Source organism: Mycolicibacterium gilvum (genome assembly GCF_900454025.1).
Lineage (GTDB): Bacteria > Actinomycetota > Actinomycetes > Mycobacteriales > Mycobacteriaceae > Mycobacterium > Mycobacterium gilvum.
The window spans coordinates 2,684,857-2,706,230 of record NZ_UGQM01000001.1; the positions used below are offsets into that span (position 1 = coordinate 2,684,857).

Below are 21,374 nucleotides of genomic sequence, written 5' to 3' on the forward strand. Positions count from 1 at the left end.
ATGAGCCCCCGCATCGTCGCGCTGGGCGGCGGGCACGGGCTCTACGCCACCCTGTCGGCCGCGCGCCGGCTGACCCCGCACGTGACCGCGATCGTGACCGTCGCCGACGACGGTGGATCGTCGGGCCGGTTGCGCAACGAACTCGACGTGGTTCCGCCCGGAGATCTGCGAATGGCGTTGGCGGCGTTGGCTTCCGACAGCCCGCATGGCCGGTTGTGGGCGACGATCATCCAGCACCGTTTCGGTGGCAGCGGCGCGCTGGCCGGCCATCCGATCGGCAACCTGATGCTGGCAGGCCTCAACGAGGTGCTGGCCGATCCGGTCGCCGCGCTCGACGAGCTCGGCCGCGTCCTGGGGGTCAAGGGTCGCGTGTTGCCGATGTGTCCGGTGGGACTGAGCATCGAGGCCGACGTGGTCGGGCTCGAATCCGATCCGCGGGTCAGCCGCGCGATCCGCGGTCAGGTGGCGATTGCCACAACCGTGGGCAAGGTGCGCCGGGTCCGGTTACTGCCTTCCGACCCTCCCGCCACCCCCCAGGCGATCGACGCGATCATGAACGCCGACCTCGTCGTACTCGGTCCGGGATCGTGGTTCACCAGCGTGATCCCGCACGTCCTCGTACCGCAACTGGCCGCCGCGCTGCAGGCGACGACGGCCCGGCGCGCGCTGGTCCTGAACCTGGTCGCCGAACCGGGGGAGACGGCCGGCTTCTCGGTCGAGCGTCACATCCACGTGCTGGCCCAGCACGCGCCCGGCTTCACGGTGCACGACATCATCGTCGATTCCGCACGTGTCACCGGCGACCGCGACCGCGAACAACTGCGTCGTACTGCCACAATCATCGGCGCCGACGTTGAGTTTGCTGACGTATCCAGACCTGGTACACCTTTACATGACCCGGCGAGACTGGCCGCGGCGCTGGACGGAGTCCGCAAGCGGGGCTCGACCACCGCAGTCGCGCAGCCTACTGTGCCGACCCCGACAGTCAACGGACCGAGAGGTGACGACCCGTGGCGATGACAGCCGAGGTCAAGGATGAACTCAGCCGACTGGTGGTCAACTCGGTGAGTGCGCGCCGTGCCGAGGTGGCGTCTCTTCTGCGTTTCGCCGGCGGTCTGCACATCGTCTCGGGTCGCGTGGTCGTCGAGGCCGAGGTCGATCTGGGAATCATCGCGCGCCGCCTCCGCAAGGACATCTACGACCTGTACGGGTACAGCGCGGTGGTGCACGTTCTCTCGGCGAGCGGGATCCGCAAGAGCACCCGGTATGTGGTGCGTGTCGCCAAGGACGGTGAGGCGCTGGCCCGTCAGACCGGTCTGCTGGACCTTCGGGGGCGGCCGGTGCGCGGGCTGCCCGCACAGGTCGTCGGCGGCAGCGTCGCTGACGCCGAAGCAGCTTGGCGCGGAGCGTTTTTGGCGCACGGATCGCTGACCGAGCCCGGCCGCTCGTCGGCGCTGGAGGTCAGCTGCCCCGGACCCGAGGCCGCCCTGGCACTGGTCGGCGCAGCGCGCAGGCTCGGGGTGAGCGCGAAGGCCAGAGAGGTCCGCGGCAGCGACCGAGTGGTGGTCCGCGACGGCGAAGCCATCGGTGCCCTGCTGACCCGGATGGGCGCCCAGGACACCCGGCTGACGTGGGAGGAGCGGCGTATGCGCCGCGAGGTCCGCGCGACGGCCAATCGGCTCGCCAACTTCGACGACGCCAACCTGCGGCGCTCCGCCAGGGCGGCGGTGGCCGCGGCTGCACGGGTCGAACGCGCGCTGGAGATCCTGGGCGACACCGTTCCCGACCACCTCGCCGCTGCCGGGACACTGCGGGTCGCCCACCGGCAGGCCTCGCTGGAGGAACTGGGCCGCCTCGCCGACCCGCCGATGACGAAAGACGCTGTGGCAGGGCGGATCCGGCGCCTGCTGTCGATGGCCGACCGGAAGGCCAAGCAGGACGGCATCCCGGACACCGAGTCGGCGGTGACCCCGGATCTGCTCGAGGACGCCTGAGCTGCCAGGCCACCGTCCAGGTGTGCGGGCTGGTGACCATGTTGAGGTGCCCGAGCACCGTCGGCGATCGACTGGAGCGGGAAGCGCGGGTTCGAGGTCACGCTGCCGTAGTCGAACGTGTCGACCTTGTATTCCGCGCCGGCCGATCGTCCACGTCGAACCTTTCCCCGGGTGCCCGGCGATAGCCGCCGGCCGACGACGGGACCTAGGTTTGACGACATGACGTTACGAGTAGGGGTGGTCTGCCCGGAACCGCCGTTCAACTCCATGCCGGGGCAGACCGGCCTCGACATCGAGGTGATGACGGCGCTGGCCGACGCGATCGGCGAGCAGGCCGAGTTCACCGACTGCGACTGCGCCGACTACGACGGGGTGTTCGACCGGCTCGCCGCAGGCGACGTCGACTGCGTGATCGCCGGCAGCACCGTCACCCCGGAACGGGAGGGCCGTGCCGCGTTCCTGCCTCCATATCTGATCTCGGGGCAGGGCCTCGCCGTCGACACCACCCGACTCCCGCACGTGAGGTCCGCCGATGACCTGTCGGGCCTGACCATCGGCGTGCAGCGCGGCACCACCAGTGAGCGGGTCGCCGAGGAACTGGTGGCCGAGGGCAGGGCCGAGCGGGTCCGCGTCTACGACTACGGCGCGATCGGCACCGCGATCGCCGATCTGGTGACGGGCGGATGCGACGCCGTGATGAAGCTGGCGCCGGCGCTGGCCGAACTCGTCAAAGACGTACCCGAGGTCGACGTGGTCCAGCGGGGGCTGTCGGTGGAGGAGATCGCGATCGCGGTGAACCCCTCCGACCAGCAGCTGCTGGCCCGCCTGCAGGTGGCGCAGGCCGAGCTCGAAGCCGACGGCACCCTGCAGCGCATCCGGCGCAGATGGCTCGGTAACCCCTACGTCAATCAGAGTTCAGGCGTGTTCTAGCGGCGGCAGGGGCGACCGCGCGCAGGTGGAGCGGCTACTACTAGGCTGGCTGCCGAGCATTGCCGACGATTCACTGATCGAGCCAGAGGAGACACACGTGACGATCCGGGTAGGCGTGAACGGCTTCGGCCGTATCGGGCGCAACTTCTTCCGCGCGCTGGATGCGCAGAAGGCCGCAGGCAAGAACACCGACATCGAGATCATCGCGGTGAACGACCTCACCTCCAATGCGACGCTGGCGCATCTGCTGAAGTTCGACTCCATCCTCGGCCGGCTGCCCTACGACGTCAGCCTCGAAGGTGAGGACACCATCGTCGTCGGCGACACCAAGATCAAGGCCCTCGAGGTCAAAGAGGGCCCGGCGGCGCTGCCGTGGGGCGATCTGGGCGTCGATGTCGTCGTGGAGTCGACCGGCATCTTCACCAAGCGGGACAAGGCCCAGGGCCACCTCGACGCCGGCGCGAAGAAGGTCATTATCTCGGCGCCCGCCAGCGACGAGGACATCACCATCGTGCTCGGCGTCAACGACGACAAGTACGACGGCAGCCAGAACATCATCTCCAATGCGTCGTGCACCACGAACTGCCTCGGCCCGCTGGCCAAGGTGCTCAACGACGAGTTCGGCATCGTCAAGGGCCTGATGACCACCATCCACGCCTACACCCAGGACCAGAACCTGCAGGACGGTCCGCACGGTGACCTGCGCCGCGCCCGCGCCGCCGCGATCAACATCGTGCCGACCTCGACCGGTGCGGCCAAGGCCATCGGCCTGGTGCTTCCCGAGCTGAAGGGCAAGCTGGACGGCTACGCCCTGCGCGTGCCGATCCCCACGGGTTCGGTCACCGATCTGACCGCCGAGCTGGCCAAGCCGGGCACCGTCGACGAGATCAACGCCGCGATGAAGGCCGCCGCCGACGGACCGCTCAAGGGCATCCTGAAGTACTACGACGCGCCGATCGTGTCGAGCGACATCGTCACCGACCCGCACAGCTCGCTGTACGACGCCGGGCTGACCAAGGTCATCGACAACCAGGCCAAGGTCGTCTCCTGGTACGACAACGAGTGGGGCTACTCCAACCGCCTCGTCGACCTCGTCGGCCTGGTCGGCAAGTCACTCTAGGCGAGCGAAGCGACGGGAGAACCGAGGCGCGATGGGCATCAAGTCACTCGACGACCTTCTGGCCGAAGGTGTTTCGGGACGGGGCGTCCTCGTGCGCTCCGACCTGAACGTGCCCCTCGACGGGGGCTCGATCACCGACCCGGGACGCATCATCGCGTCGGTGCCGACGCTGAAGGCGTTGAGTGACGCCGGCGCCAAGGTCGTCGTCACCGCGCATCTCGGCAGGCCCAAGGGCGAGCCGGATCCGAAGTTCTCCCTCGCGCCGGTCGGCGCGGCGCTGGGGGAGAAGCTCGGCCGGCACGTCCAGCTGGCCGGCGACGTCGTGGGCAGCGATGCCCTGGCGCGTGCCGAGGGGCTGACCGACGGCGACATCCTGCTGCTGGAGAACATCCGCTTCGACGGGCGCGAGACCAGCAAGGACGACGCCGAACGGCTCAAGCTGGCGAAGGCGCTCGTCGAACTCGTCGGTGATGATGGCGCGTTCGTCTCGGATGGCTTCGGTGTGGTGCACCGCAAGCAGGCGTCGGTGTACGACGTCGCGACGCTGCTGCCGCACTACGCGGGCACGCTGGTCGACACCGAGGTCAAGGTGCTCGCGCAGCTGACCGAGTCGACGGAGCGCCCCTATGCGGTGGTGCTCGGCGGTTCAAAGGTGTCGGACAAGCTCGCCGTGATCGAGAACCTTGCGACCAAGGCCGACAGCCTGATCATCGGCGGCGGCATGTGCTTCACCTTCCTTGCCGCACAGGGGCTTTCGGTGGGCAGCTCGCTTCTCGAAGAGAGCATGATCGACACCTGCCGCACACTGCTCGACGACTACGGCGACGTGCTGCACCTGCCCGTCGACATCGTGGTCGCCGAGAAGTTCTCCGCCGACTCGGAGCCTCAGACGGTGGCCGCCGACAAGATCCCCGACGACAAGATGGGCCTCGACATCGGTCCGGAGTCGGTGCGGCGGTTCTCGGCGCTGCTGTCGAACGCGAAGACGATCTTCTGGAACGGCCCCATGGGCGTGTTCGAGTTCCCGGCGTTCGCCGCGGGGACGAAAGGAGTGGCCGAGGCCATCATCGGCGCCACCGGCAAGGGTGCGTTCAGCGTCGTCGGGGGCGGCGACTCGGCGGCCGCGGTCCGTCAGCTGGGCCTGCCCGAGGACGGTTTCTCGCACATTTCCACCGGTGGCGGTGCGTCGCTGGAATACCTTGAGGGCAAAGAGCTGCCCGGCATCGAAGTTCTGAATTAGGAGAGTCCGTTGACCCGTAAGCCGCTGATCGCCGGCAACTGGAAGATGAACCTGAACCACTTCGAGGCGATCGCGCTGGTTCAGAAAATCGCATTCTCGTTGCCGGACAAGTACTTCGACCGGGTGGACGTCACGGTGATCCCGCCGTTCACCGATCTGCGCAGCGTGCAGACGCTCGTCGACGGCGACAAGCTGCGACTCACCTACGGCGCCCAGGACGTGTCCCAGCACGATTCGGGCGCCTACACCGGCGAGATCAGCGGCGCGTTCCTGGCGAAGCTGGGCTGCACGTTCGCCGTCGTCGGGCACTCCGAACGCCGCACCTACCACGGTGAGACCGACGAGCTGGTCGCCGCGAAGGCCACTGCGGCGCTCAAGCACGGTCTGACCCCGATCGTGTGCATCGGCGAACAACTCGAGGTGCGCGAGGCCGGCAACCACGTCGAGTTCAACGTGAACTCGCTGCGCGGCTCGCTGGCCGGGCTCTCCGCCGAGCAGATCGCCCAGACGGTCATCGCCTACGAGCCGGTGTGGGCGATCGGCACCGGCCGGGTGGCCAGTGCCGCCGACGCGCAGGAAGTGTGCAAGGCCATCCGCGACGAATTGGGCAACCTCGCGTCGGCCGACGTCGCCGCAGGTGTCCGGGTTCTCTACGGCGGATCGGTCAACGCCAAGAACGTCGGCGAGATCGTCGGCCAGGGCGACGTCGACGGCGCACTGGTCGGCGGGGCGTCGCTGGACGGTGAGCAGTTCGCCACGTTGTCGGCGATCGCCGCGGGCGGCCCGCTGCCCTGACCTGCCTCGGACAGGCTGTAAGGTTGGGGCCATGCAATTGGCCCTGCAGATCACCCTGGTCGTGACCAGTGTCCTGGTCGTCCTCCTGGTCCTGCTGCACCGTGCCAAGGGTGGCGGTCTGTCCAGCCTGTTCGGCGGCGGTGTGCAGTCCAGCCTGTCCGGTTCCACGGTGGTCGAGAAGAACCTCGACCGGGTGACCCTGTTCGTCACCGGCATCTGGATCGTGTCGATCATCGGTATGGCGCTGTCCATCAAGTACGGCGTCTGACGCTCTCGGTCTGCGTGCCGGGTGGCCAGCCCGGATAATCGTTGAATGCCTTCCTCCCCGGCAACTCCCGACCAGTCCCTCGAACCCATCGGAGCGGTGCAGCGCACCCAGGTCGGTCGGGAGGCGACGGAGCCGATGCGCGAGGACATCCGCCTGCTCGGGACCATCCTGGGCGACACCGTGCGGGAACAGAACGGTGACGAGGTCTTCGATCTCGTGGAGCGGGCCCGTGTCGAGGCCTTCCGGGTGCGTCGCTCCGAGATCGACCGCGCCGACATGGCGAAGCTGTTCGACGACGTGGACGTGCACCGCGCGATCCCGGTGATCCGCGCATTCACCCATTTCGCCCTGCTGGCCAACGTCGCCGAGGACATCCACCGGGAACGGCGCCGCCGCATCCACGAGGCCGCCGGAGAACCGCCGCAGGACAGCGGGCTCGACGCCACCTACCTCAAACTCGACGACGCCGGTCTGGATGCGGGCGCCGTCGCTGACGCGCTGGCTGGAGCCCTGGTGTCCCCGGTGATCACCGCGCACCCCACCGAGACGCGGCGGCGCACCGTGTTCGACACCCAGCACCGCATCACCGAGTTGATGCGCCTGCGGCTGCACGGGCACGACACCACCCCCGACGGCCGCGACGTCGAGCAGGAACTGCGACGCCACATCCTGACGCTGTGGCAGACGGCGTTGATCCGGTTGTCCCGGCTGAAGATCCAGGACGAGATCGAGACCGGTCTGCGCTACTACGAAGCCGCCCTCTTCGAGGTGATCCCTCAGGTCAACGCCGAGGTGCGGGCCGCGCTGCAGCAGCGGTTCCCCGAGGCGGGGCTGCTGGAGCAACCGATCGTGCGGCCCGGCTCCTGGATCGGCGGTGACCGCGACGGCAACCCGAACGTGACCGCCGAGGTGGTCCGGCTCGCGACCGGCAGCGCCGCCTATACCGCGCTGGCGCATTACTTCGCCGAACTCACCGGCCTCGAACAGGAACTGTCGATGTCGGCGCGGCTGGTGCACATCACCGACGAGCTGGCCGCCCTCGCCGACTCGTGCCATGAGCCGGCCCGCGCGGACGAGCCGTACCGCCGCGCGCTGCGCGTCGTCCACGCGCGTCTCACCGCCACCGCACAGCGGATCCTGGACCGGCAACCCGAGCACGAGCTCGATCTGGGCATGGAACCGTACGCCGCGCCCGGCGAACTGCTCGACGACCTCGACGTGATCGATGCGTCGCTGCGGGCCAACGGCAGCGCCGTGCTGGCCGACGATCGGCTGGGCCGGCTGCGGGAAGCGGTACGGGTCTTCGGGTTTCACCTGTCCGGACTCGACATGCGGCAGAACTCCGACGTCCACGAGGAGGTCGTCGCCGAACTGCTGGCGTGGGCCGGTGTGCACTCCGACTACACCTCGCTCAGTGAGGACGACCGCGTCGAGGTACTGGCCGCCGAGCTGGCCACCCGCCGCCCCCTGACCAGCCCCGACGCCGATCTCTCCGAGCTCGCGCGCAAGGAACTCGACATCGTCACGGCGGCCGCCCGCGCGGTGCACGTCTTCGGTCCGCAGGCCGTGCCGAACTACATCATCTCGATGTGCCAGTCCGTGTCGGACATGCTCGAAGCGGCGATCCTGCTCAAGGAGGCAGGGCTGCTCGACGCGTCCTCGGAGCATCCGTACGCACCCGTCGGGATCGTGCCGCTGTTCGAGACCATTGACGACCTTCAGCGGGGATCGTCGATTCTCGAAGCAGCCCTTGACCTTCCGCTGTATCGCGGTCTGGTCTCCGCCCGCGGCGACAGCCAGGAGGTGATGCTCGGGTATTCGGACTCCAACAAGGACGGTGGCTACCTGGCCGCCAACTGGGCGCTCTACCGCGCCGAGCTGGAACTGGTGGAGTCCTCGCGCAAGACCGGAATCCGGTTGCGGCTCTTCCACGGTCGCGGTGGCACCGTCGGTCGCGGCGGCGGCCCGAGCTACGACGCGATCCTGGCCCAGCCGCCCGGCGCGGTGCGGGGTTCGCTGCGGATCACCGAGCAGGGTGAGGTGATCGCCGCGAAGTACGCCGAACCGCGGATCGCCCACCGCAACCTGGAGACGCTGCTGGCCGCCACGCTGGAGGCCACACTGCTGGACATGGAGGGGCTGGGCGAGCTCGCCGGCAGCGCCTACGAGGTGCTCGACGACCTCGCTGCCCGGGCACAACGTGCGTACGCCGAACTCGTCCATGACACACCGGGATTCGTCGACTACTTCAAAGCGTCGACACCGGTCAGCGAGATCGGTGCGCTGAACATCGGCAGCAGGCCCACGTCGCGTAAACCGACGACGTCGATCTCGGATCTGCGGGCCATCCCGTGGGTGCTGGCCTGGAGCCAGTCACGGGTGATGCTGCCCGGCTGGTACGGCACGGGCACCGCATTCGAGGACTATGTGGGCGACGGTGACGACGCCGAGGCGCGGCTGCAGGTGCTGCAGGACCTGTACCGGCGGTGGCCCTTCTTCGCGACCGTGCTGTCCAACATGGCCCAGGTGCTGGCGAAGTCCGATCTCGGTCTCGCCGCGCACTATTCCGAACTCGTCGAGGACGAGGAGCTGCGTCGCCGGGTGTTCGACAAGATCGTCGACGAACATGCCCGCACCATCCGGATGCACAGGCTCATCACCGGCCACGAGGATCTGCTGGCCGACAACCCGTCGCTGGCCCGGTCGGTATTCAACCGCTTCCCGTACCTGGAGCCGCTGAACCATCTGCAGGTCGAACTGCTGCGCCGCTACCGGTCCGGGGATGAGGACGAACTGGTTCAACGGGGCATCCTGCTGACGATGAGTGGGCTGGCCACCGCGCTGCGCAACAGCGGTTAGATCGTTGCTGCCGCAACAGCGGCTAGAGCCCCGCGCTTCGGCGCACCCTGCCCAACGCGCCCCGGATCACCTGCTCGGTCGCGGCCAGCGGCATGATCACCGACTCACCCATCCCGACGATGCGCTCGACCCGGGTGACGATGCCCTCCATCCGGTCGACGACGGCGATGAGGCGGGGAGCGAGCTCATTGATGTGGGTGATGGCACCGTTGAAGCGCTCCAGTGTGACGTCCAACTTCTCCATCGAATGGTTCAGATCCTCGAGCGTCTCGCTCAGACCTTCCAGGATCGTGTCGACCTGCTCGACGGTGACGTCCGCGTTCAACGCCGCCTGGGCGAGCTTGCGGATCCGTTCGGGACCGGTCCGGACGGGTCTGCCCCCTTTATCTGCCATTCGGCCAGTATGGCCCACCCATCGGATACGGTGGGGAGGATGCGCGCATGAACATGCGGGTCGCGCTGTTCGCCACCTGCTACAACGACCTTATGTGGCCGGAGACTCCGAAAGCCGTTGTGCGGCTTTTGCGTCGACTCGGGTGTGAGGTCGAGTTCCCTGCCGAGCAGACCTGCTGCGGCCAGATGTTCACCAACACCGGGTACGCCGAGGAAGCCATTCCCGCGGTGCGCAACTTCGTCGCGACGTTCGCCGGCTACGACGCCGTGGTCGCCCCGTCGGCTTCCTGCGTCGGGTCGGTCCGCCACCAGCACCACGACATCGCCGCCCGGGCCGGCTGCCGGGCGATGCAGAACGAGGTCGACACCCTCGCGCCGAACGTCTACGAGCTCTCCGAGTTCCTCGTCGACGTTCTCGGCGTCACCGATGTCGGCGCCTACTTTCCGCACCGGGTCACCTACCACCCGACCTGTCACTCGCTGCGGATGCTGCGGGTCGGTGACCGACCGCTCGCGTTGCTGCGAGCCGTGCGCGGCATCGATCTGGTGGAGTTGCCTGGCGCCGATCAATGTTGTGGCTTCGGCGGGACATTCGCGGTGAAGAACGCGGACACCTCAGTTGCGATGGGGGCCGACAAAGCCCGAGCAGTACGCGAGACCGAAGCCGAAGTGCTTGTCGCCGGCGATAACTCGTGCCTCGCGCACATCGGCGGGCTGTTGTCGCGGCAGCGCAGCGGTGTGCGCGTGATGCATCTGGCGGAGATCCTGGCCGCGGACGGTGCGTCGTGAGCGGCCATCCACACGTCGGGGTGACGCGGCAGTTCCTCGGGATGCCCACGTTTCAGACCGCGGCGCGCGAGGCGCTGCAGGATGCGGTGTTGCGGCGAAATCTCGCGCACGCCACCGGAACCATCCGCGCGAAGCGGGCCCGGGCCGTCGCCGAACTCGACAACTGGGAACAACTTCGGCTGGCGGCCGAGGCGATCAAAGACGCTGCGCTGCACCGACTCGACGAGCATCTCGTCGAGTTCGAGGCGAAGGCGACCGCGGCCGGTGCCACGGTGCACTGGGCGCGCGACGCCGAAGAAGCCAACCTGATCGTCGTCGACCTGGTGCGGGCCGCCGGCGCCACCGAGGTGGTCAAGGTCAAGTCGATGGCGACCCAGGAGATCGAACTCAACGAGGCGCTGGCCGAGGCGGGTATCGACGCGTGGGAGACCGACCTCGCCGAGCTCATCGTGCAACTGGGCGACGACTGGCCCAGCCACATCCTGGTGCCTGCCATCCACCGCAACCGCTCCGAGGTGCGCGAGATCTTCCTGCGGGAGATGGGCAAGGTCGGACGGCCGGCCCCCGAAGACCTGACCGACGAGCCGCGGCGGCTGGCCGAGGCCGCGAGGCTGCACCTGCGGGAGAAATTCCTGCGGGCGACGGTTGCCGTGTCGGGCGCGAACTTCGCGATCGCCGACACCGGCAGCCTGGTGGTGGTCGAGTCCGAGGGCAACGGTCGGATGTGCCTGACACTGCCCGAGACGCTGATCTCGGTGGTCGGTATCGAGAAGGTGCTGCCGTCGTGGCGGGATCTCGAGGTGCTGCTGCAGGTGTTGCCGCGCAGCAGCACGGGGGAGCGGGAGAACCCGTACACGTCGATCTGGACCGGCCCCGCTGACGGTGACGGTCCGCAGAACGTACACATCGTGCTGCTGGACAACGGACGGACCGAGGTCCTGGCCGACCCGAAAGGCCGAGATGCGTTGCGTTGCATCCGTTGTTCGGCGTGCCTGAACGTGTGCCCTGTCTACGAGCGTGCCGGCGGGCACTCGTACGGCTCGGTGTATCCCGGGCCGATCGGGGCGGTGCTGACTCCTCAGTTGCGGGGCACCGCCAGCGAGATCGACCGTTCGCTGCCGTACGCGTCGAGCCTCTGCGGAGCGTGCTTCGACGTCTGCCCGGTGCGCATCGACATCCCGTCGATGCTGGTTCATCTGCGTACCCGGGTGGTGGACGAGAACCGTGGTGGCATCCCGTCGGCAGAGCAGATCGCGATGAAGGCCGGCGGATGGGTGATGGCCGACCACCGGCGGCTGTCGGGGGTCGAAAAGATGGCGGGTGCCGGCGGAAAGGTGTTGCGCAGCAGAGCGTTGGGCGGCAAAGAGAACTTGACCTCCCTGCCGTGGCCGGCGCGAGGGTGGTCTGAGGCCCGCGATGCGCCGGTCCCTCCCGTGGAGTCGTTCCGTAGCTGGTGGGAGCGGACCGAGGGCGGTACCCGTGAGTGAGGCGCGTGAACAGATCCTCGGACGGATCCGGGCAGCCCTGAGCGATCGTCCGGACGCGCCGGGTGTGCCGTGGACGTACGGCAGCGCCGTCGGGACCGGTGCCGTCGATGTGGTGGACCGCTTCATCGAGCGGGTCGCGGACTACCGCGCACAGGTGTCGCGGGTGGACGACGCCGGACCGGCGATCGCGCTGGCGCTCAACGGGTTCGGTCGGGTGGTTGCCGACGAGGATGTGATCCGTGAGTGGCCGGAGGTCGGGTCGTGGGTCTCTGACTCCGGACTCTCTGCAGCCGAGCTGGATGCCGTCGATGCGGTGGTGACGACGGCGACGGTCGGCATCGCCAACACCGGCACGATCGTGCTGTCCCACGGGCCGGGGCAGGGCAGACGGGCGCTGAGCCTGGTGCCCGATGTGCATGTATGTGTCGTACGCGTGGATCAGATCGTCGACGACGTGCCCCACGCGGTGGCCCGGCTGATCGAATCCGGTCTGCACACCCGACCCCTGACATGGATCAGCGGTCCGAGCGCGACGAGTGACATCGAGCTCGATCGCGTCGAGGGTGTCCACGGCCCGCGCACGCTGCGGGTGATCGTCGTCGGATGAGTGGTACCGGCCCGCCGGGGTCATTAGAACGGTGGTGGGTCATTGCCGTAGTCGGGTGGATGTGCGGGGTCTGGCCACAGAGTCGGCCTTGGTGTGGCTTTCGGTGTGACGCGTCCGCGTCCTCCTTCGGCGGCACGTTCGGTCGCGTTGAGACGGCGTTCGCGGGTGATGTAGGCGGCGCGGTTGTGGGCGCGGGTGCGTCGGCGGATCGGCATCCTCAGGTTCCGGCCGGGCCGGGGCGGGGACGGGGATTGCGGTCGTGGGGGTGTCGGGGTGGTGGTGGTGTTCCAGTTCGGGAACAGCAAGCTGCTCAACGGCTTTGTCACGCAGTGGGTTCCGGTAGGTGTGGTGATCGTGAGGGTGCCGTCGGGGTGTTGGGTGTCGGCCCAGCCGGGGAGGAACGTTTTGATCAAATGGTGAAGCCGGCAATAACACTTGGTGTTGGCCGGGTGTGTCGGGCCGGTGGGCCAGGGTTGGGTGTGGTCGATGTCGGCGTGGGTGGCGGGGCGGTCGCAGCCGGGGAATCGGCAGGTGATGTCGCGGGCGTGTACGAAGCGTTGTAGGGCTGCTGAGGGGCGGTAGCGGGGTTCGTCGCCAAGGTTGGCGGCGGTGACGAGTCGCACGGTGGCGCCGCGGGCGATCAGTTCGGCCAGCAGGGGTGCGGGCACGATGCCGCCGCCGGCGATGACGGCCGGTCGATCCCCCACGGGGGCAGCAGGATCGGCGGGGCCGGGCGCTGCGGGTTGGGTCCGGGCGGGTCCAGTGGCGGCGGGTCCTTCAACCTCAACCTCGGCTAGGGCTTCGGCTTCGGCTTGAGTGTGTTCGGCGTGGGTGGCCGGTGGGGTGTCGCCATGGAAGTCGGGGTCGGGTTCGGCGTGGAGGCTGTCGGGGTCGGCCAGGACGTGGACGGTGATGCTGGTGGCGCGGCCGTCGTCGATTTTGGCGGGGCAGTCGGGGTTGTCGCAGGCGCAGGCCAGAAAGGTGGAGCCGGCCATGACGGCGCCGAGGGCGTCGGCGCGGCGTTGGTCCATGGTGCGGGGGTCATCGGGGCACACGGTGGCGATCATGACCGCGAGGCGTTGGCGGGTCAGGGCGGCGTCGGTGGCGCTGAGGCGTCCGTGCACGGCCACGGTGCCGGTCGCGGGGTCCCCGGCGGTGTCGGCGCGGGTGGCGGTCTCGACGGCGAAGTAGCGGCCGCGCATCGCGTTGCGGGTGCGTCGCACGGCGTCGGGGTCGTAGCGGTGGACCCAGACGTCGATGGCGGCGGCGAGCTTTTTCTGGGTCAGTGGTCCCCAGGTGTGGGCGCGTTGGGCGATCGCGGTGTCGATCGCGGGCAGCGCGGCCGGGGTGACCAGGGCGGTGCGCCAGGCGATGACGGTGATCATGGTGGGGGCGAGGTCACCGGCGAGGAATCGTGCCCCGGTGTTGGGGAGTCGGTCGCGCAGGGTGGTCGCCAGGTCGATCAGGGCCAGGGCGTGGCCGTGGCTGATGGTCAGTGCGCAGCAGATGTGTGCGGCGGCGGCGTCGGTGTCATCGACGGCGTCGCGTTCGTGGAGCTGGCCTTCGGTGGCGCGGCGGTGCAGTTCGGCGATCGCGGCCAGTTTGCGGGCCTCAGCTGCTGCCGAGGCGGCTGCCCAGCGGTTGATCGCGTGGGCGAGGTCGGTGTCGCTGGCAGCGGCCAGCGTGGCCGGCTCGGGCAGCGATCCATCGAACATGTGTTCCATTCTGCCCGCTGCCTGTAGCGGCCAACAGGGCAGATTTCAAACGCTGTGGATCAAAACGGATCTGGGGATAAACCGGCGTCGACCTGCCGTTCTGCGGTAGAAACCGCCGGGGCGGCCTTACTGTATTCGGGTCCGAACCAGGGGAGAGCGCCATGACCGCCACAACGAGTTACCGGCTTCTTCAGATCGCACTGGTCGTGTTCGGTGCGGTGATGCTCCTGCTCTACCCGTTGGCCGCCGTCTGGCCGTCCGGGTGGGCGTGGCATGACGGCGCGCCGCACGAGTCCCAGTACTTCATGATGATCGTCGGCATCTATGCGGTGCTGGGGGCGAGCCTGTGCAACGCCGCCCGCCGACCTGAGGCGAATGTGAGCCTGATCTGGTTCACCGTGTGGTCGAGCGTCGTGCACGCCGCGATCATGGCCGTGCAGTCGATGAGCGACACCCACCACCACGGACATCTGTGGGGCGACGTCCCGGCGCTTCTGCTCGCTGCCGGAGTCCTCGCGTTTCTCGTCCGCAGATCAGAGCTTGGACGCCGCGGCTTCGTCGAGTAGCCACACCGTGGCCTCGGTGCCGACGGCGCCGGCAGCGGGAATGTCGACCGGCTGAGCGCCGCCGATCGCCGCGGCCACCGCATCGGCCTTGCCCTCACCGGAGACCACCAGCCACACCTCGCGCGAGCGCTGAACGGCGGGGAGTGTCAGCGTGATTCGTCGCGGGGGTGGTTTGGGGCAGTCGGTCACGCCGACCACGAACCGCTTCGATTCCTTGACCGCGTCGGTGTCGGGGAACAGCGAGTTGACGTGTCCCTCCGGCCCCATCCCGAGGAGGTGGACGTCGAACGCCGGGGTCGGATCGGGACCCGCTTCGGCGAGCACCTGCGCATACGCCTCCGCGGCGGCATCGATGGCGTCGCCGAACTCGCCGTCGCTGGGCGCCATCACGTGCACGTTCGCCTCGGGGATGCCGACATGGTCGAGCAGCGCCTCGCGTGCCTGCTTCTCGTTACGCTCGTCATCATCGGCTGGAACGAAACGCTCGTCGCCCCAATAGATGTGGACCTTCGACCAGTCGATCTCGTCGCCGCGCTCGCCGACGCGTCTGAGCAGCCCGATTCCGGTGCCGCCCCCGGTCAGTGCGATTGCTGCGACGTCCCGCGCGGCGATCGCGGCCTTGATCGCCTCGACCAGCCTGTCGCCGGTCGCGGCCACCAACGCTTCGGTGTCGGGGTAGGTTTCGATGTTCATCGTCATTGATAGATCACCTTGTCGAGGCCTGTCAGTGCTTCCCGGTAGATCTCGTCGGCATCGAGCCTGCGCAACTCCTCGGCGAGGCAGTCGGGAATGTCACGCCGCGCCAACGGGATCAGTGCCACAGGCCGGGAGGTGCGACTCAGTGTCGCGGTCAGCCCCTCCTGCGGTCGGCTCAGCGTCACCGTCTCGCTGGCTCGATGGAGTTCGACCTTGAGTGTGCCCACCACGCGCGTCACCTCGCCGTCGATGCGGCTCGCCAGCCATCCGGCCAGAATGTCCAGCGCCGGTTCGGCTTTGAGCCCTGACACCACGGCGCGCTCGATCGGCTCGTGGGGCGGCTCGTCGATCGCCGACGCGAGCAGCGCACGCCAGTAGGTGATGCGGCTCCACGCGATATCGGTGTCGCCGGGGGAGTAGCCGGGCAACCTGCTCTTGATCGCGGCGAGCGGATCGGAGGCGAGAGTGGCGTCGGTGATTCGCCGAATCGCCAGCTTGCCCACCGGATCCTCGGCCGGTGTCTCCGGAGCCGACGCCGGCCACCACGCCACCACGGGGGTGTCGGGCAGAAGGAACGGCAGCACCACACTGTCGGCGTGGTCGGCGAGCTCGCCGTACAGGCGCAGCACCACGACCTCACCCGCACCTGCGTCGCGCCCGACGCGTAGTTCGGCGTCGAGTCGCGCCGCGGCGGAGCGGTCTGCCTGGAGAGCGACGATCACCCGGCACGGATGCTCCCGGCTCGCGAAGTTCGCCGCCTCGATGGCGCTGGCGAGGTTCTCCTCGCAGTCGGGAGTGATCACCAGCGTCAGCACCCGGCCCAGCGTGAGCGCGCCGCCCTCTTCGCGCAGGCCCGTGATCTTCTTGTTGATCTCGTTGGTGGTGGTGTCGGACAGCTCGACGATCACGGCCGCCTCCATTCCCTGTCCAGGCGCCGCACCATGTCGTTCGCCGACGGCGGACCCCACGTGCCGGACACGTACGGATCGAGCGGCGCCGACGCGTCGTCGTTCTGAGCCCAGTTCTCCAGCACCGGATCCAGGATCTCCCAGGACAATTCGACTTCGGCATTCACCGGGAACAACGAGGGTTCACCGAGTAGCACATCGAGGATCAGCCGCTCGTAGGCCTCCGGGGAGTCCTCGGCGAACGCCGAGCCGTACGAGAAGTCCATGTTGACGTCCCGCACCTCCATCGCGCTGCCGGGCACCTTGGAACCGAACCGCATCGTGATGCCCTCGTCGGGTTGGATCCGCAACACCAGCGCGTTCTTGCCGAGTTCCTCGGTCATCGTCGCGTCGAACGGCAGATGCGGTGCCCGCTTGAACACCAGCGCGACCTCGGTGACCCTGCGCGCCAGACGTTTTCCGGTGCGCAGGAAGAACGGGACACCTGCCCAGCGTCGGGTGTCCACCTCCAGGGTGATCGCGGCGAAGGTCTCGGTGACCGAATCGGTCGCGAAGCCGTCTTCCTCCAGCAGGCCGGGAACACGCTCGCTGCCCTGCCAGCCCGCTGCGTACTGCCCGCGCGCGGTGGTCTGATCCAGCGGTCCCAGCGGCCGCGTCGCGCCGAGCACCTTGATCTTCTCGGCCTGCAGCTCATGCGGGCTGAAGTTGACCGGCTCCTCCATCGCGGTGAGGGCGAGGAGCTGGATGAGGTGGTTCTGGATGACGTCGCGGGCCGCGCCGATCCCGTCGTAATACCCTGCGCGACCGCCCAATCCGATGTCCTCGGCCATCGTGATCTGTACGTGGTCGACGTAATGCGAATTCCAGATGGGCTCGTAGAGTTCGTTGGCGAAGCGCAGCGCCAGGATGTTCTGGACCGTCTCCTTGCCGAGGTAGTGGTCGATGCGGAACACCGACTCCTCGGGGAAGACGCTGTTGACGACGTTGTTGAGCTCACGGGCGCTGTCGAGGTCGTGCCCGAAGGGCTTCTCGATGACGACGCGGCTCCAGCTGTGGTCCTTCTGCCGGGCCAGCCCGGACTTCTGCAGTTGTTCACAGACCACCGGAAACGCGTTCGGTGGGATCGACAGGTAGAACGCGTGGTTGCCGCCGGTGCCGCGCTCCACATCCAACGTGTTGAGGGTCTCGGCGAGCCGGGCGAAGCTGTCGTCGTCGTCGAACGTGCCCTGGACGAACCGGAAACCCTCGGCGAGGCGGTCCCACACCTCCTGGCGGAACGGCGTGCGTGCGTGCTTCTTGACCGCCTCGTACACCACCTGGCCGAAATCCTCGTCGGCCCAGTCCCTTCGTGCGAAGCCGACCAGGGCGAACGACGGCGGCAGCAGCCCCCGGTTGGCCAGGTCGTAGATGGCCGGCATCAGCTTCTTGCGGGCCAGATCGCCGGTGACACCGAAGATGATGACGCTGCACGGCCCGGCGATGCGCGGCATGCGTTTGTCACGCTTGTCCCGCAACGGGTTACGCCACGGCTCGGTCATCGTCGTGTGCTCTTCGCGCAAGCGCTCATCGCGGCCGGCCGGTCACTTCTTGTCGTCGAGTTGACCCTGCGTGGCCTCCAGCAGCTCCTGCCATGACTTCTCGAACTTCTCGACGCCCTCGTTCTCCAGGACCAGGAACACGTCGGTCAGATCGATTCCCAGGGCAGCCAGTTGATCGAAGATCTCCTGCGACTCGCCGGCACGCCCGGTGACCGTGTCGCCGGTGACCACGCCGTGATCGGCGACCGCGTCGAGCGTCTTCTCCGGCATGGTGTTCACCGTGTCGGGCGCGACGAGCTCGGTCACGTAGAGCGTGTCGGAGTAGTCCGGGTTCTTCACCCCGGTCGACGCCCACAGCGGCCGCTGCACGCGAGCGCCCGCATCCTTGAGCGCAGCGAAGCGCTCGCCACCGAGGAAGATCTCCTCGTAGGCGGCGTAGGCTAGCCGGGCGTTCGCGACACCCGCCTTGCCGCGCAGCGCGAGCGCCTCCTCCGAACCGATCTTCTCCAGTCGGTTGTCGATCTCGGTGTCCACCCGCGACACGAAGAACGAAGCGACGGAATGGATTCGCGACAGGTCGTGGCCGGCTTCCTTGGCCTTCTCCAGACCCTGCAGGTAGGCGTCCATCACCAGGCGGTACCGCTCGACCGAGAAGATCAGTGTCACGTTGACCGAAATGCCTTCGGCGAGAACCGAAGCGATGGCGGGAACGCCGGCCTCGGTGGCTGGGATCTTGATCAGCAGGTTCGGCCGGTCGACGATCTTCCACAGCTCGATCGCCTGCAGGATCGTCTTGTCGGTGTCGTGCGCCAGACGCGGGTCGACCTCGATGGACACCCGGCCGTCCACGCCGCCGGACTGCTCGTAGATCTTGGCGAACACGTCGCAGGCATTGCGGACGTCGTCGGTGGTCACGGTGCGGATGGTCGCGTCTACGTCGGCGCCGCGTTCGGCGAGTTCACGGATCTGGTCGTCGTAGGCCTCGCCCGCCGACAGTGCGGCCTGGAAGATCGACGGGTTCGTCGTCACCCCGACGATGCTCTTCGTGTCGATGAGCTCCTGCAGGTTTCCGGTCTGCAGCCGCTCCCTCGACAGGTCGTCGAGCCACACGGACACACCGGCTTCGGACAGTGCCGCAAGATTCGGGTTCTGGGTCATGATCGTTACCTCAATTTTCAATCGTGCGTTCTGCCGCGGCCACCACTGCCTCCGGGGTGAAACCGAACTCGCGGAACAACGTCTTGTCGTCCGCGGACTCGCCGTAGTGCTCGATCGAGATGATCTCGCCGGTGTCGCCGACGAGCTTGTACCAACTCTGCGCCACGCCGGCCTCGATCGCGACCCGGGCCGACACACCCGGCGGTAGCACGCTGTCGCGGTACTCCTTGGGCTGCGACTCGAACCACTCGACGCACGGCATCGAGACCACGGCTGCGTTGATGTCCTTGTCGGCCAGGAGTTTCTTCGCCTCGACGGCCAGCTGCAGTTCAGAACCGGTCGCAATCAGGATGACGTCGGCATCATCGGCGGGATTTCCGCCGCCGAGCACGTAACCGCCGCGGCTCACTCCCTCGGCGTCCGTGCCCTCCAACACGGGGATACCTTGCCTCGTCAGGATGAAACCGACCGGGCCGCTCCCGTTGCCGCGGGCGATGATGCTCTTCCACGCGTAGGCGGTCTCGTTCGGATCGCCGGGCCGCACCACCGACAGGTTCGGGATCGCCCGCAACGCGGCCAGATGCTCGATCGGCTGATGCGTGGGTCCGTCCTCGCCCAGGCCGATCGAGTCGTGCGTCCAGATGTAGATGGTGTCGATGTCCATCAACGAGGCCAGACGCACCGCCGGCCGCATGTAGTCGGAGAACTGCAGGAACGTGCCGCCGAACGCCCGGGTGGGGCCGTGCAGCACGATACCCGACAGGATCGAGCCCATCGCGTGCTCGCGGATGCCGAAGTGCAGCACCCGGCCGTACCAGTCGGCGCTGAAGTCGTCGGTCGAGATCGACGGCGGGCCAAAGGATTTCACGCCCTTGATGGTGGTGTTGTTGCTGCCCGCGAGATCGGCCGAGCCGCCCCACAGCTCGGGCAACTTCGGTGCGACGTCGTTGAGTACCTGACCGAACGCGGCGCGCGTCGCGACCGCCTTGGAACCCGGCTCCCAGTAGGTGATGTCGGCATCCCAGCCGTCGGGCAGCTCCTCGGCGGTCAGCCGGTCGAGCAGCTTCTTGCGCTCGGGCTCGCGCTGCGCCCATGCATCGAATTCCTGCTGCCAGGCCTCGTGGGCCTCCTTGCCGCGGGCGACCAGGCCGCGGGTGTGGGTGATGACGTCCTCGCTGACCTCGAACGTCTTGTCGGGGTCGAAGCCCAGGATCTTCTTGACCTCGGCCACCTCGTCGTCACCGAGTGCCGATCCGTGCACGCCGCCGGTGTTCATCTTGTTCGGCGCCGGATAGCCGATGATCGTGCGCACCGAGATCAGCGACGGCTTGTCGGTGACGGCTTTCGCTGCCTGCACCGCTTCTTCTATGCCGACGACGTTCTCGCCGCCCTCGACCTCCTGGACGTGCCAGCCGTAGGCGCGGTACCGGGCTGCGACGTCCTCCGACAGTGCGATGTCGGTGTCGTGCTCGATCGAGATGTGGTTCTTGTCGTAGAAAACGATCAGGTTGCCCAGCTGCTGGGTTCCCGCCAGCGACGAGGCCTCGCTGGTGACGCCCTCCTCGATGTCGCCGTCGGAGGCGATGACGAAGATGTGGTGGTCGAACGGGCTCTCACCGGGCGCGGTGTCCGGGTCGAACAGCCCGCGCTCGTAGCGCGCCGCCATCGCCATACCGACCGCGGAGGCCAGACCCTGTCCGAGCGGGCCGGTGGTGATCTCGACCCCCGGGGTGTGGCGGAACTCCGGATGGCCGGGCGTCTTGGACTTGAAGGTGCGCAGGGCCTCGATGTCGGAGAGCTCCAGACCGAACCCGCCGAGGTAGAGCTGGATGTAGAGAGTGAGGCTGGAGTGGCCACACGACAGCACGAAACGGTCGCGCCCCAGCCAGTGCACGTCGCTCGGATCGTGCCGCATCTGCCGCTGGAACAACGTGTAGGCCAGCGGAGCGAGGCTCATCGCCGTGCCTGGGTGTCCGTTGCCGACCTTCTGGACGGCGTCGGCGGCCAGAATCCGGACGGTGTCGACGGCCCGCGAATCGAGGTCCGTCCAGTCGTCCGGGTGGTTGGGCCGGGTGAGGGAGTTGATCTCTTCGATCGTGGTCACGAGTCGCGCTCCTAAGCTCAGCGGGCAGTGTTGTTCCGACTGTCGATCCGCATCAACCACCCTAGTGGGGAACGGGTCGCAGACGCAGAGGTCATCCCTGAACCACCTGCGAATCGACCCGTAATTTCGGACACCGACCGTAGCGGTCTACCATCCTCTGTAGTAGATGCCCTCCGGGGCTGTGGTGCCGGCGTTGAGGAGTTGGTT

At 67.9% G+C, this 21,374-nt stretch carries 19 protein-coding genes; 12 read left to right on the forward strand and 7 right to left on the reverse strand.

Translation table 11 applies throughout. The features are described 5' to 3' along the window. From DYE23_RS12795 to ppc, 8 genes are all read left to right on the forward strand, one after another. Complete coding sequence (locus DYE23_RS12795; RefSeq protein WP_011894565.1) at positions 1-1,020, forward strand: gluconeogenesis factor YvcK family protein; 1,020 nt, start codon at positions 1-3, stop codon at positions 1,018-1,020. Continuing rightward, positions 1,017-1,994, forward strand: a complete 978-nt coding sequence (gene whiA, locus DYE23_RS12800; protein ID WP_011894564.1) for a DNA-binding protein WhiA — start codon at positions 1,017-1,019, stop codon at positions 1,992-1,994. Before DYE23_RS12795 ends, whiA begins: the two co-directional genes overlap by 4 nt. A 219-nt stretch (positions 1,995-2,213) precedes the next feature. Beyond that, positions 2,214-2,924 (forward strand): ABC transporter substrate-binding protein, encoded by a 711-nt coding sequence (locus DYE23_RS12805; protein ID WP_011894563.1) that lies wholly within the window; start codon positions 2,214-2,216, stop codon positions 2,922-2,924. A 97-nt stretch (positions 2,925-3,021) separates the two neighbouring features. Beyond that, positions 3,022-4,044, forward strand: a complete 1,023-nt coding sequence (gene gap, locus DYE23_RS12810; protein ID WP_013471844.1) for a type I glyceraldehyde-3-phosphate dehydrogenase — start codon at positions 3,022-3,024, stop codon at positions 4,042-4,044. Positions 4,045-4,075: 31 nt separating this feature from the next. Further along, entirely contained in the window at positions 4,076-5,284 is a 1,209-nt protein-coding gene (locus DYE23_RS12815; protein ID WP_011894561.1) for a phosphoglycerate kinase, read from the forward strand. Positions 5,285-5,293: 9 nt separating this feature from the next. Continuing rightward, entirely contained in the window at positions 5,294-6,079 is a 786-nt protein-coding gene (gene tpiA, locus DYE23_RS12820) for a triose-phosphate isomerase (protein ID WP_011894560.1), read from the forward strand. 31 nt (positions 6,080-6,110) lie between these two features. Next, entirely contained in the window at positions 6,111-6,347 is a 237-nt protein-coding gene (gene secG, locus DYE23_RS12825) for a preprotein translocase subunit SecG (RefSeq protein ID WP_011894559.1), read from the forward strand. Between the two features lie 45 nt (positions 6,348-6,392). Further along, positions 6,393-9,206 carry a phosphoenolpyruvate carboxylase gene (gene ppc / locus DYE23_RS12830; RefSeq protein ID WP_115327340.1) on the forward strand — a complete coding sequence of 938 codons (2,814 nt, stop codon included), beginning with the start codon at positions 6,393-6,395 and terminating at the stop codon, positions 9,204-9,206. Between the two features lie 22 nt (positions 9,207-9,228). Here ppc and DYE23_RS12835 read toward each other — a convergent pair whose 3' ends face one another. Next, positions 9,229-9,600: an ATPase gene (locus DYE23_RS12835; protein WP_115327341.1), complete on the reverse strand. Its 372-nt coding sequence runs from the start codon at positions 9,598-9,600 to the stop codon at positions 9,229-9,231. Between the two features lie 53 nt (positions 9,601-9,653). Between DYE23_RS12835 and DYE23_RS12840 the strand changes: the two genes are divergently transcribed. The 3 genes from DYE23_RS12840 to DYE23_RS12850 are packed head-to-tail and all read left to right on the forward strand — an operon-like array spanning position 9,654 to position 12,482. Beyond that, positions 9,654-10,388: a (Fe-S)-binding protein gene (locus DYE23_RS12840; protein ID WP_172527912.1), complete on the forward strand. Its 735-nt coding sequence runs from the start codon at positions 9,654-9,656 to the stop codon at positions 10,386-10,388. 41 nt (positions 10,389-10,429) lie between these two features. Continuing rightward, positions 10,430-11,875, forward strand: a complete 1,446-nt coding sequence (locus tag DYE23_RS12845) for a LutB/LldF family L-lactate oxidation iron-sulfur protein (RefSeq protein ID WP_235660580.1) — start codon at positions 10,430-10,432, stop codon at positions 11,873-11,875. Further along, positions 11,868-12,482, forward strand: a complete 615-nt coding sequence (locus DYE23_RS12850; protein WP_115327344.1) for a LutC/YkgG family protein — start codon at positions 11,868-11,870, stop codon at positions 12,480-12,482. Before DYE23_RS12845 ends, DYE23_RS12850 begins: the two co-directional genes overlap by 8 nt. A gap of 23 nt (positions 12,483-12,505) precedes the next feature. Here the strand turns inward: DYE23_RS12850 and DYE23_RS12855 are convergent, their stop codons facing one another. After that, complete coding sequence (locus tag DYE23_RS12855; RefSeq protein WP_115328950.1) at positions 12,506-14,197, reverse strand: HNH endonuclease signature motif containing protein; 1,692 nt, start codon at positions 14,195-14,197, stop codon at positions 12,506-12,508. A 161-nt stretch (positions 14,198-14,358) separates the two neighbouring features. Here DYE23_RS12855 and DYE23_RS12860 point away from each other — a divergent pair, with 161 nt between their 5' ends. Next, the gene (locus tag DYE23_RS12860; RefSeq protein WP_115327345.1) at positions 14,359-14,763 is read left to right on the forward strand and encodes a DUF6632 domain-containing protein; all 405 of its coding nucleotides are present in this window, start codon (positions 14,359-14,361) and stop codon (positions 14,761-14,763) included. Here the strand turns inward: DYE23_RS12860 and pgl are convergent. From pgl to tkt, 5 genes are read right to left on the reverse strand one after another with little or no spacing between them, the layout of a single operon-like run. Beyond that, a complete protein-coding gene (pgl, locus tag DYE23_RS12865; protein ID WP_011894551.1) occupies positions 14,731-15,462 on the reverse strand; it encodes a 6-phosphogluconolactonase in 732 nt (243 codons plus the stop codon). The genes DYE23_RS12860 and pgl overlap by 33 nt on opposite strands. Continuing rightward, positions 15,459-16,367: a glucose-6-phosphate dehydrogenase assembly protein OpcA gene (gene opcA, locus DYE23_RS12870; protein ID WP_011894550.1), complete on the reverse strand. Its 909-nt coding sequence runs from the start codon at positions 16,365-16,367 to the stop codon at positions 15,459-15,461. Before opcA ends, pgl begins: the two co-directional genes overlap by 4 nt. Next, on the reverse strand, positions 16,364-17,905 hold the full coding sequence (gene zwf / locus DYE23_RS12875; protein ID WP_011894549.1) for a glucose-6-phosphate dehydrogenase: 1,542 nt from the start codon (positions 17,903-17,905) through the stop codon (positions 16,364-16,366). Before zwf ends, opcA begins: the two co-directional genes overlap by 4 nt. A gap of 42 nt (positions 17,906-17,947) precedes the next feature. Beyond that, on the reverse strand, positions 17,948-19,063 hold the full coding sequence (gene tal / locus DYE23_RS12880; RefSeq protein WP_011894548.1) for a transaldolase: 1,116 nt from the start codon (positions 19,061-19,063) through the stop codon (positions 17,948-17,950). 10 nt (positions 19,064-19,073) lie between these two features. Beyond that, complete coding sequence (gene tkt / locus DYE23_RS12885) at positions 19,074-21,167, reverse strand: transketolase (RefSeq protein WP_011894547.1); 2,094 nt, start codon at positions 21,165-21,167, stop codon at positions 19,074-19,076. Positions 21,168-21,374 lie beyond the last annotated feature (207 nt).

Coding starts and splice junctions, on each gene's coding strand:
- DYE23_RS12840 (WP_172527912.1), top strand. CDS start 9,654: ATGCGGGTCGCGCTGTTCGCCACCTGCTACAACGACCTTATGTGGCCG.
- whiA (WP_011894564.1), top strand. CDS start 1,017: ATGACAGCCGAGGTCAAGGATGAACTCAGCCGACTGGTGGTCAACTCG.
- secG (WP_011894559.1), top strand. CDS start 6,111: ATGCAATTGGCCCTGCAGATCACCCTGGTCGTGACCAGTGTCCTGGTC.
- DYE23_RS12860 (WP_115327345.1), top strand. CDS start 14,359: ATGACCGCCACAACGAGTTACCGGCTTCTTCAGATCGCACTGGTCGTG.
- pgl (WP_011894551.1), bottom strand. CDS start 15,462: ATGACGATGAACATCGAAACCTACCCCGACACCGAAGCGTTGGTGGCC.
- DYE23_RS12845 (WP_235660580.1), top strand. CDS start 10,430: ATGCCCACGTTTCAGACCGCGGCGCGCGAGGCGCTGCAGGATGCGGTG.
- DYE23_RS12815 (WP_011894561.1), top strand. CDS start 4,076: ATGGGCATCAAGTCACTCGACGACCTTCTGGCCGAAGGTGTTTCGGGA.
- DYE23_RS12805 (WP_011894563.1), top strand. CDS start 2,214: ATGACGTTACGAGTAGGGGTGGTCTGCCCGGAACCGCCGTTCAACTCC.
- zwf (WP_011894549.1), bottom strand. CDS start 17,905: ATGACCGAGCCGTGGCGTAACCCGTTGCGGGACAAGCGTGACAAACGC.
- DYE23_RS12855 (WP_115328950.1), bottom strand. CDS start 14,197: ATGTTCGATGGATCGCTGCCCGAGCCGGCCACGCTGGCCGCTGCCAGC.
- DYE23_RS12835 (WP_115327341.1), bottom strand. CDS start 9,600: ATGGCAGATAAAGGGGGCAGACCCGTCCGGACCGGTCCCGAACGGATC.
- ppc (WP_115327340.1), top strand. CDS start 6,393: ATGCCTTCCTCCCCGGCAACTCCCGACCAGTCCCTCGAACCCATCGGA.
- DYE23_RS12795 (WP_011894565.1), top strand. CDS start 1: ATGAGCCCCCGCATCGTCGCGCTGGGCGGCGGGCACGGGCTCTACGCC.
- tal (WP_011894548.1), bottom strand. CDS start 19,063: ATGACCCAGAACCCGAATCTTGCGGCACTGTCCGAAGCCGGTGTGTCC.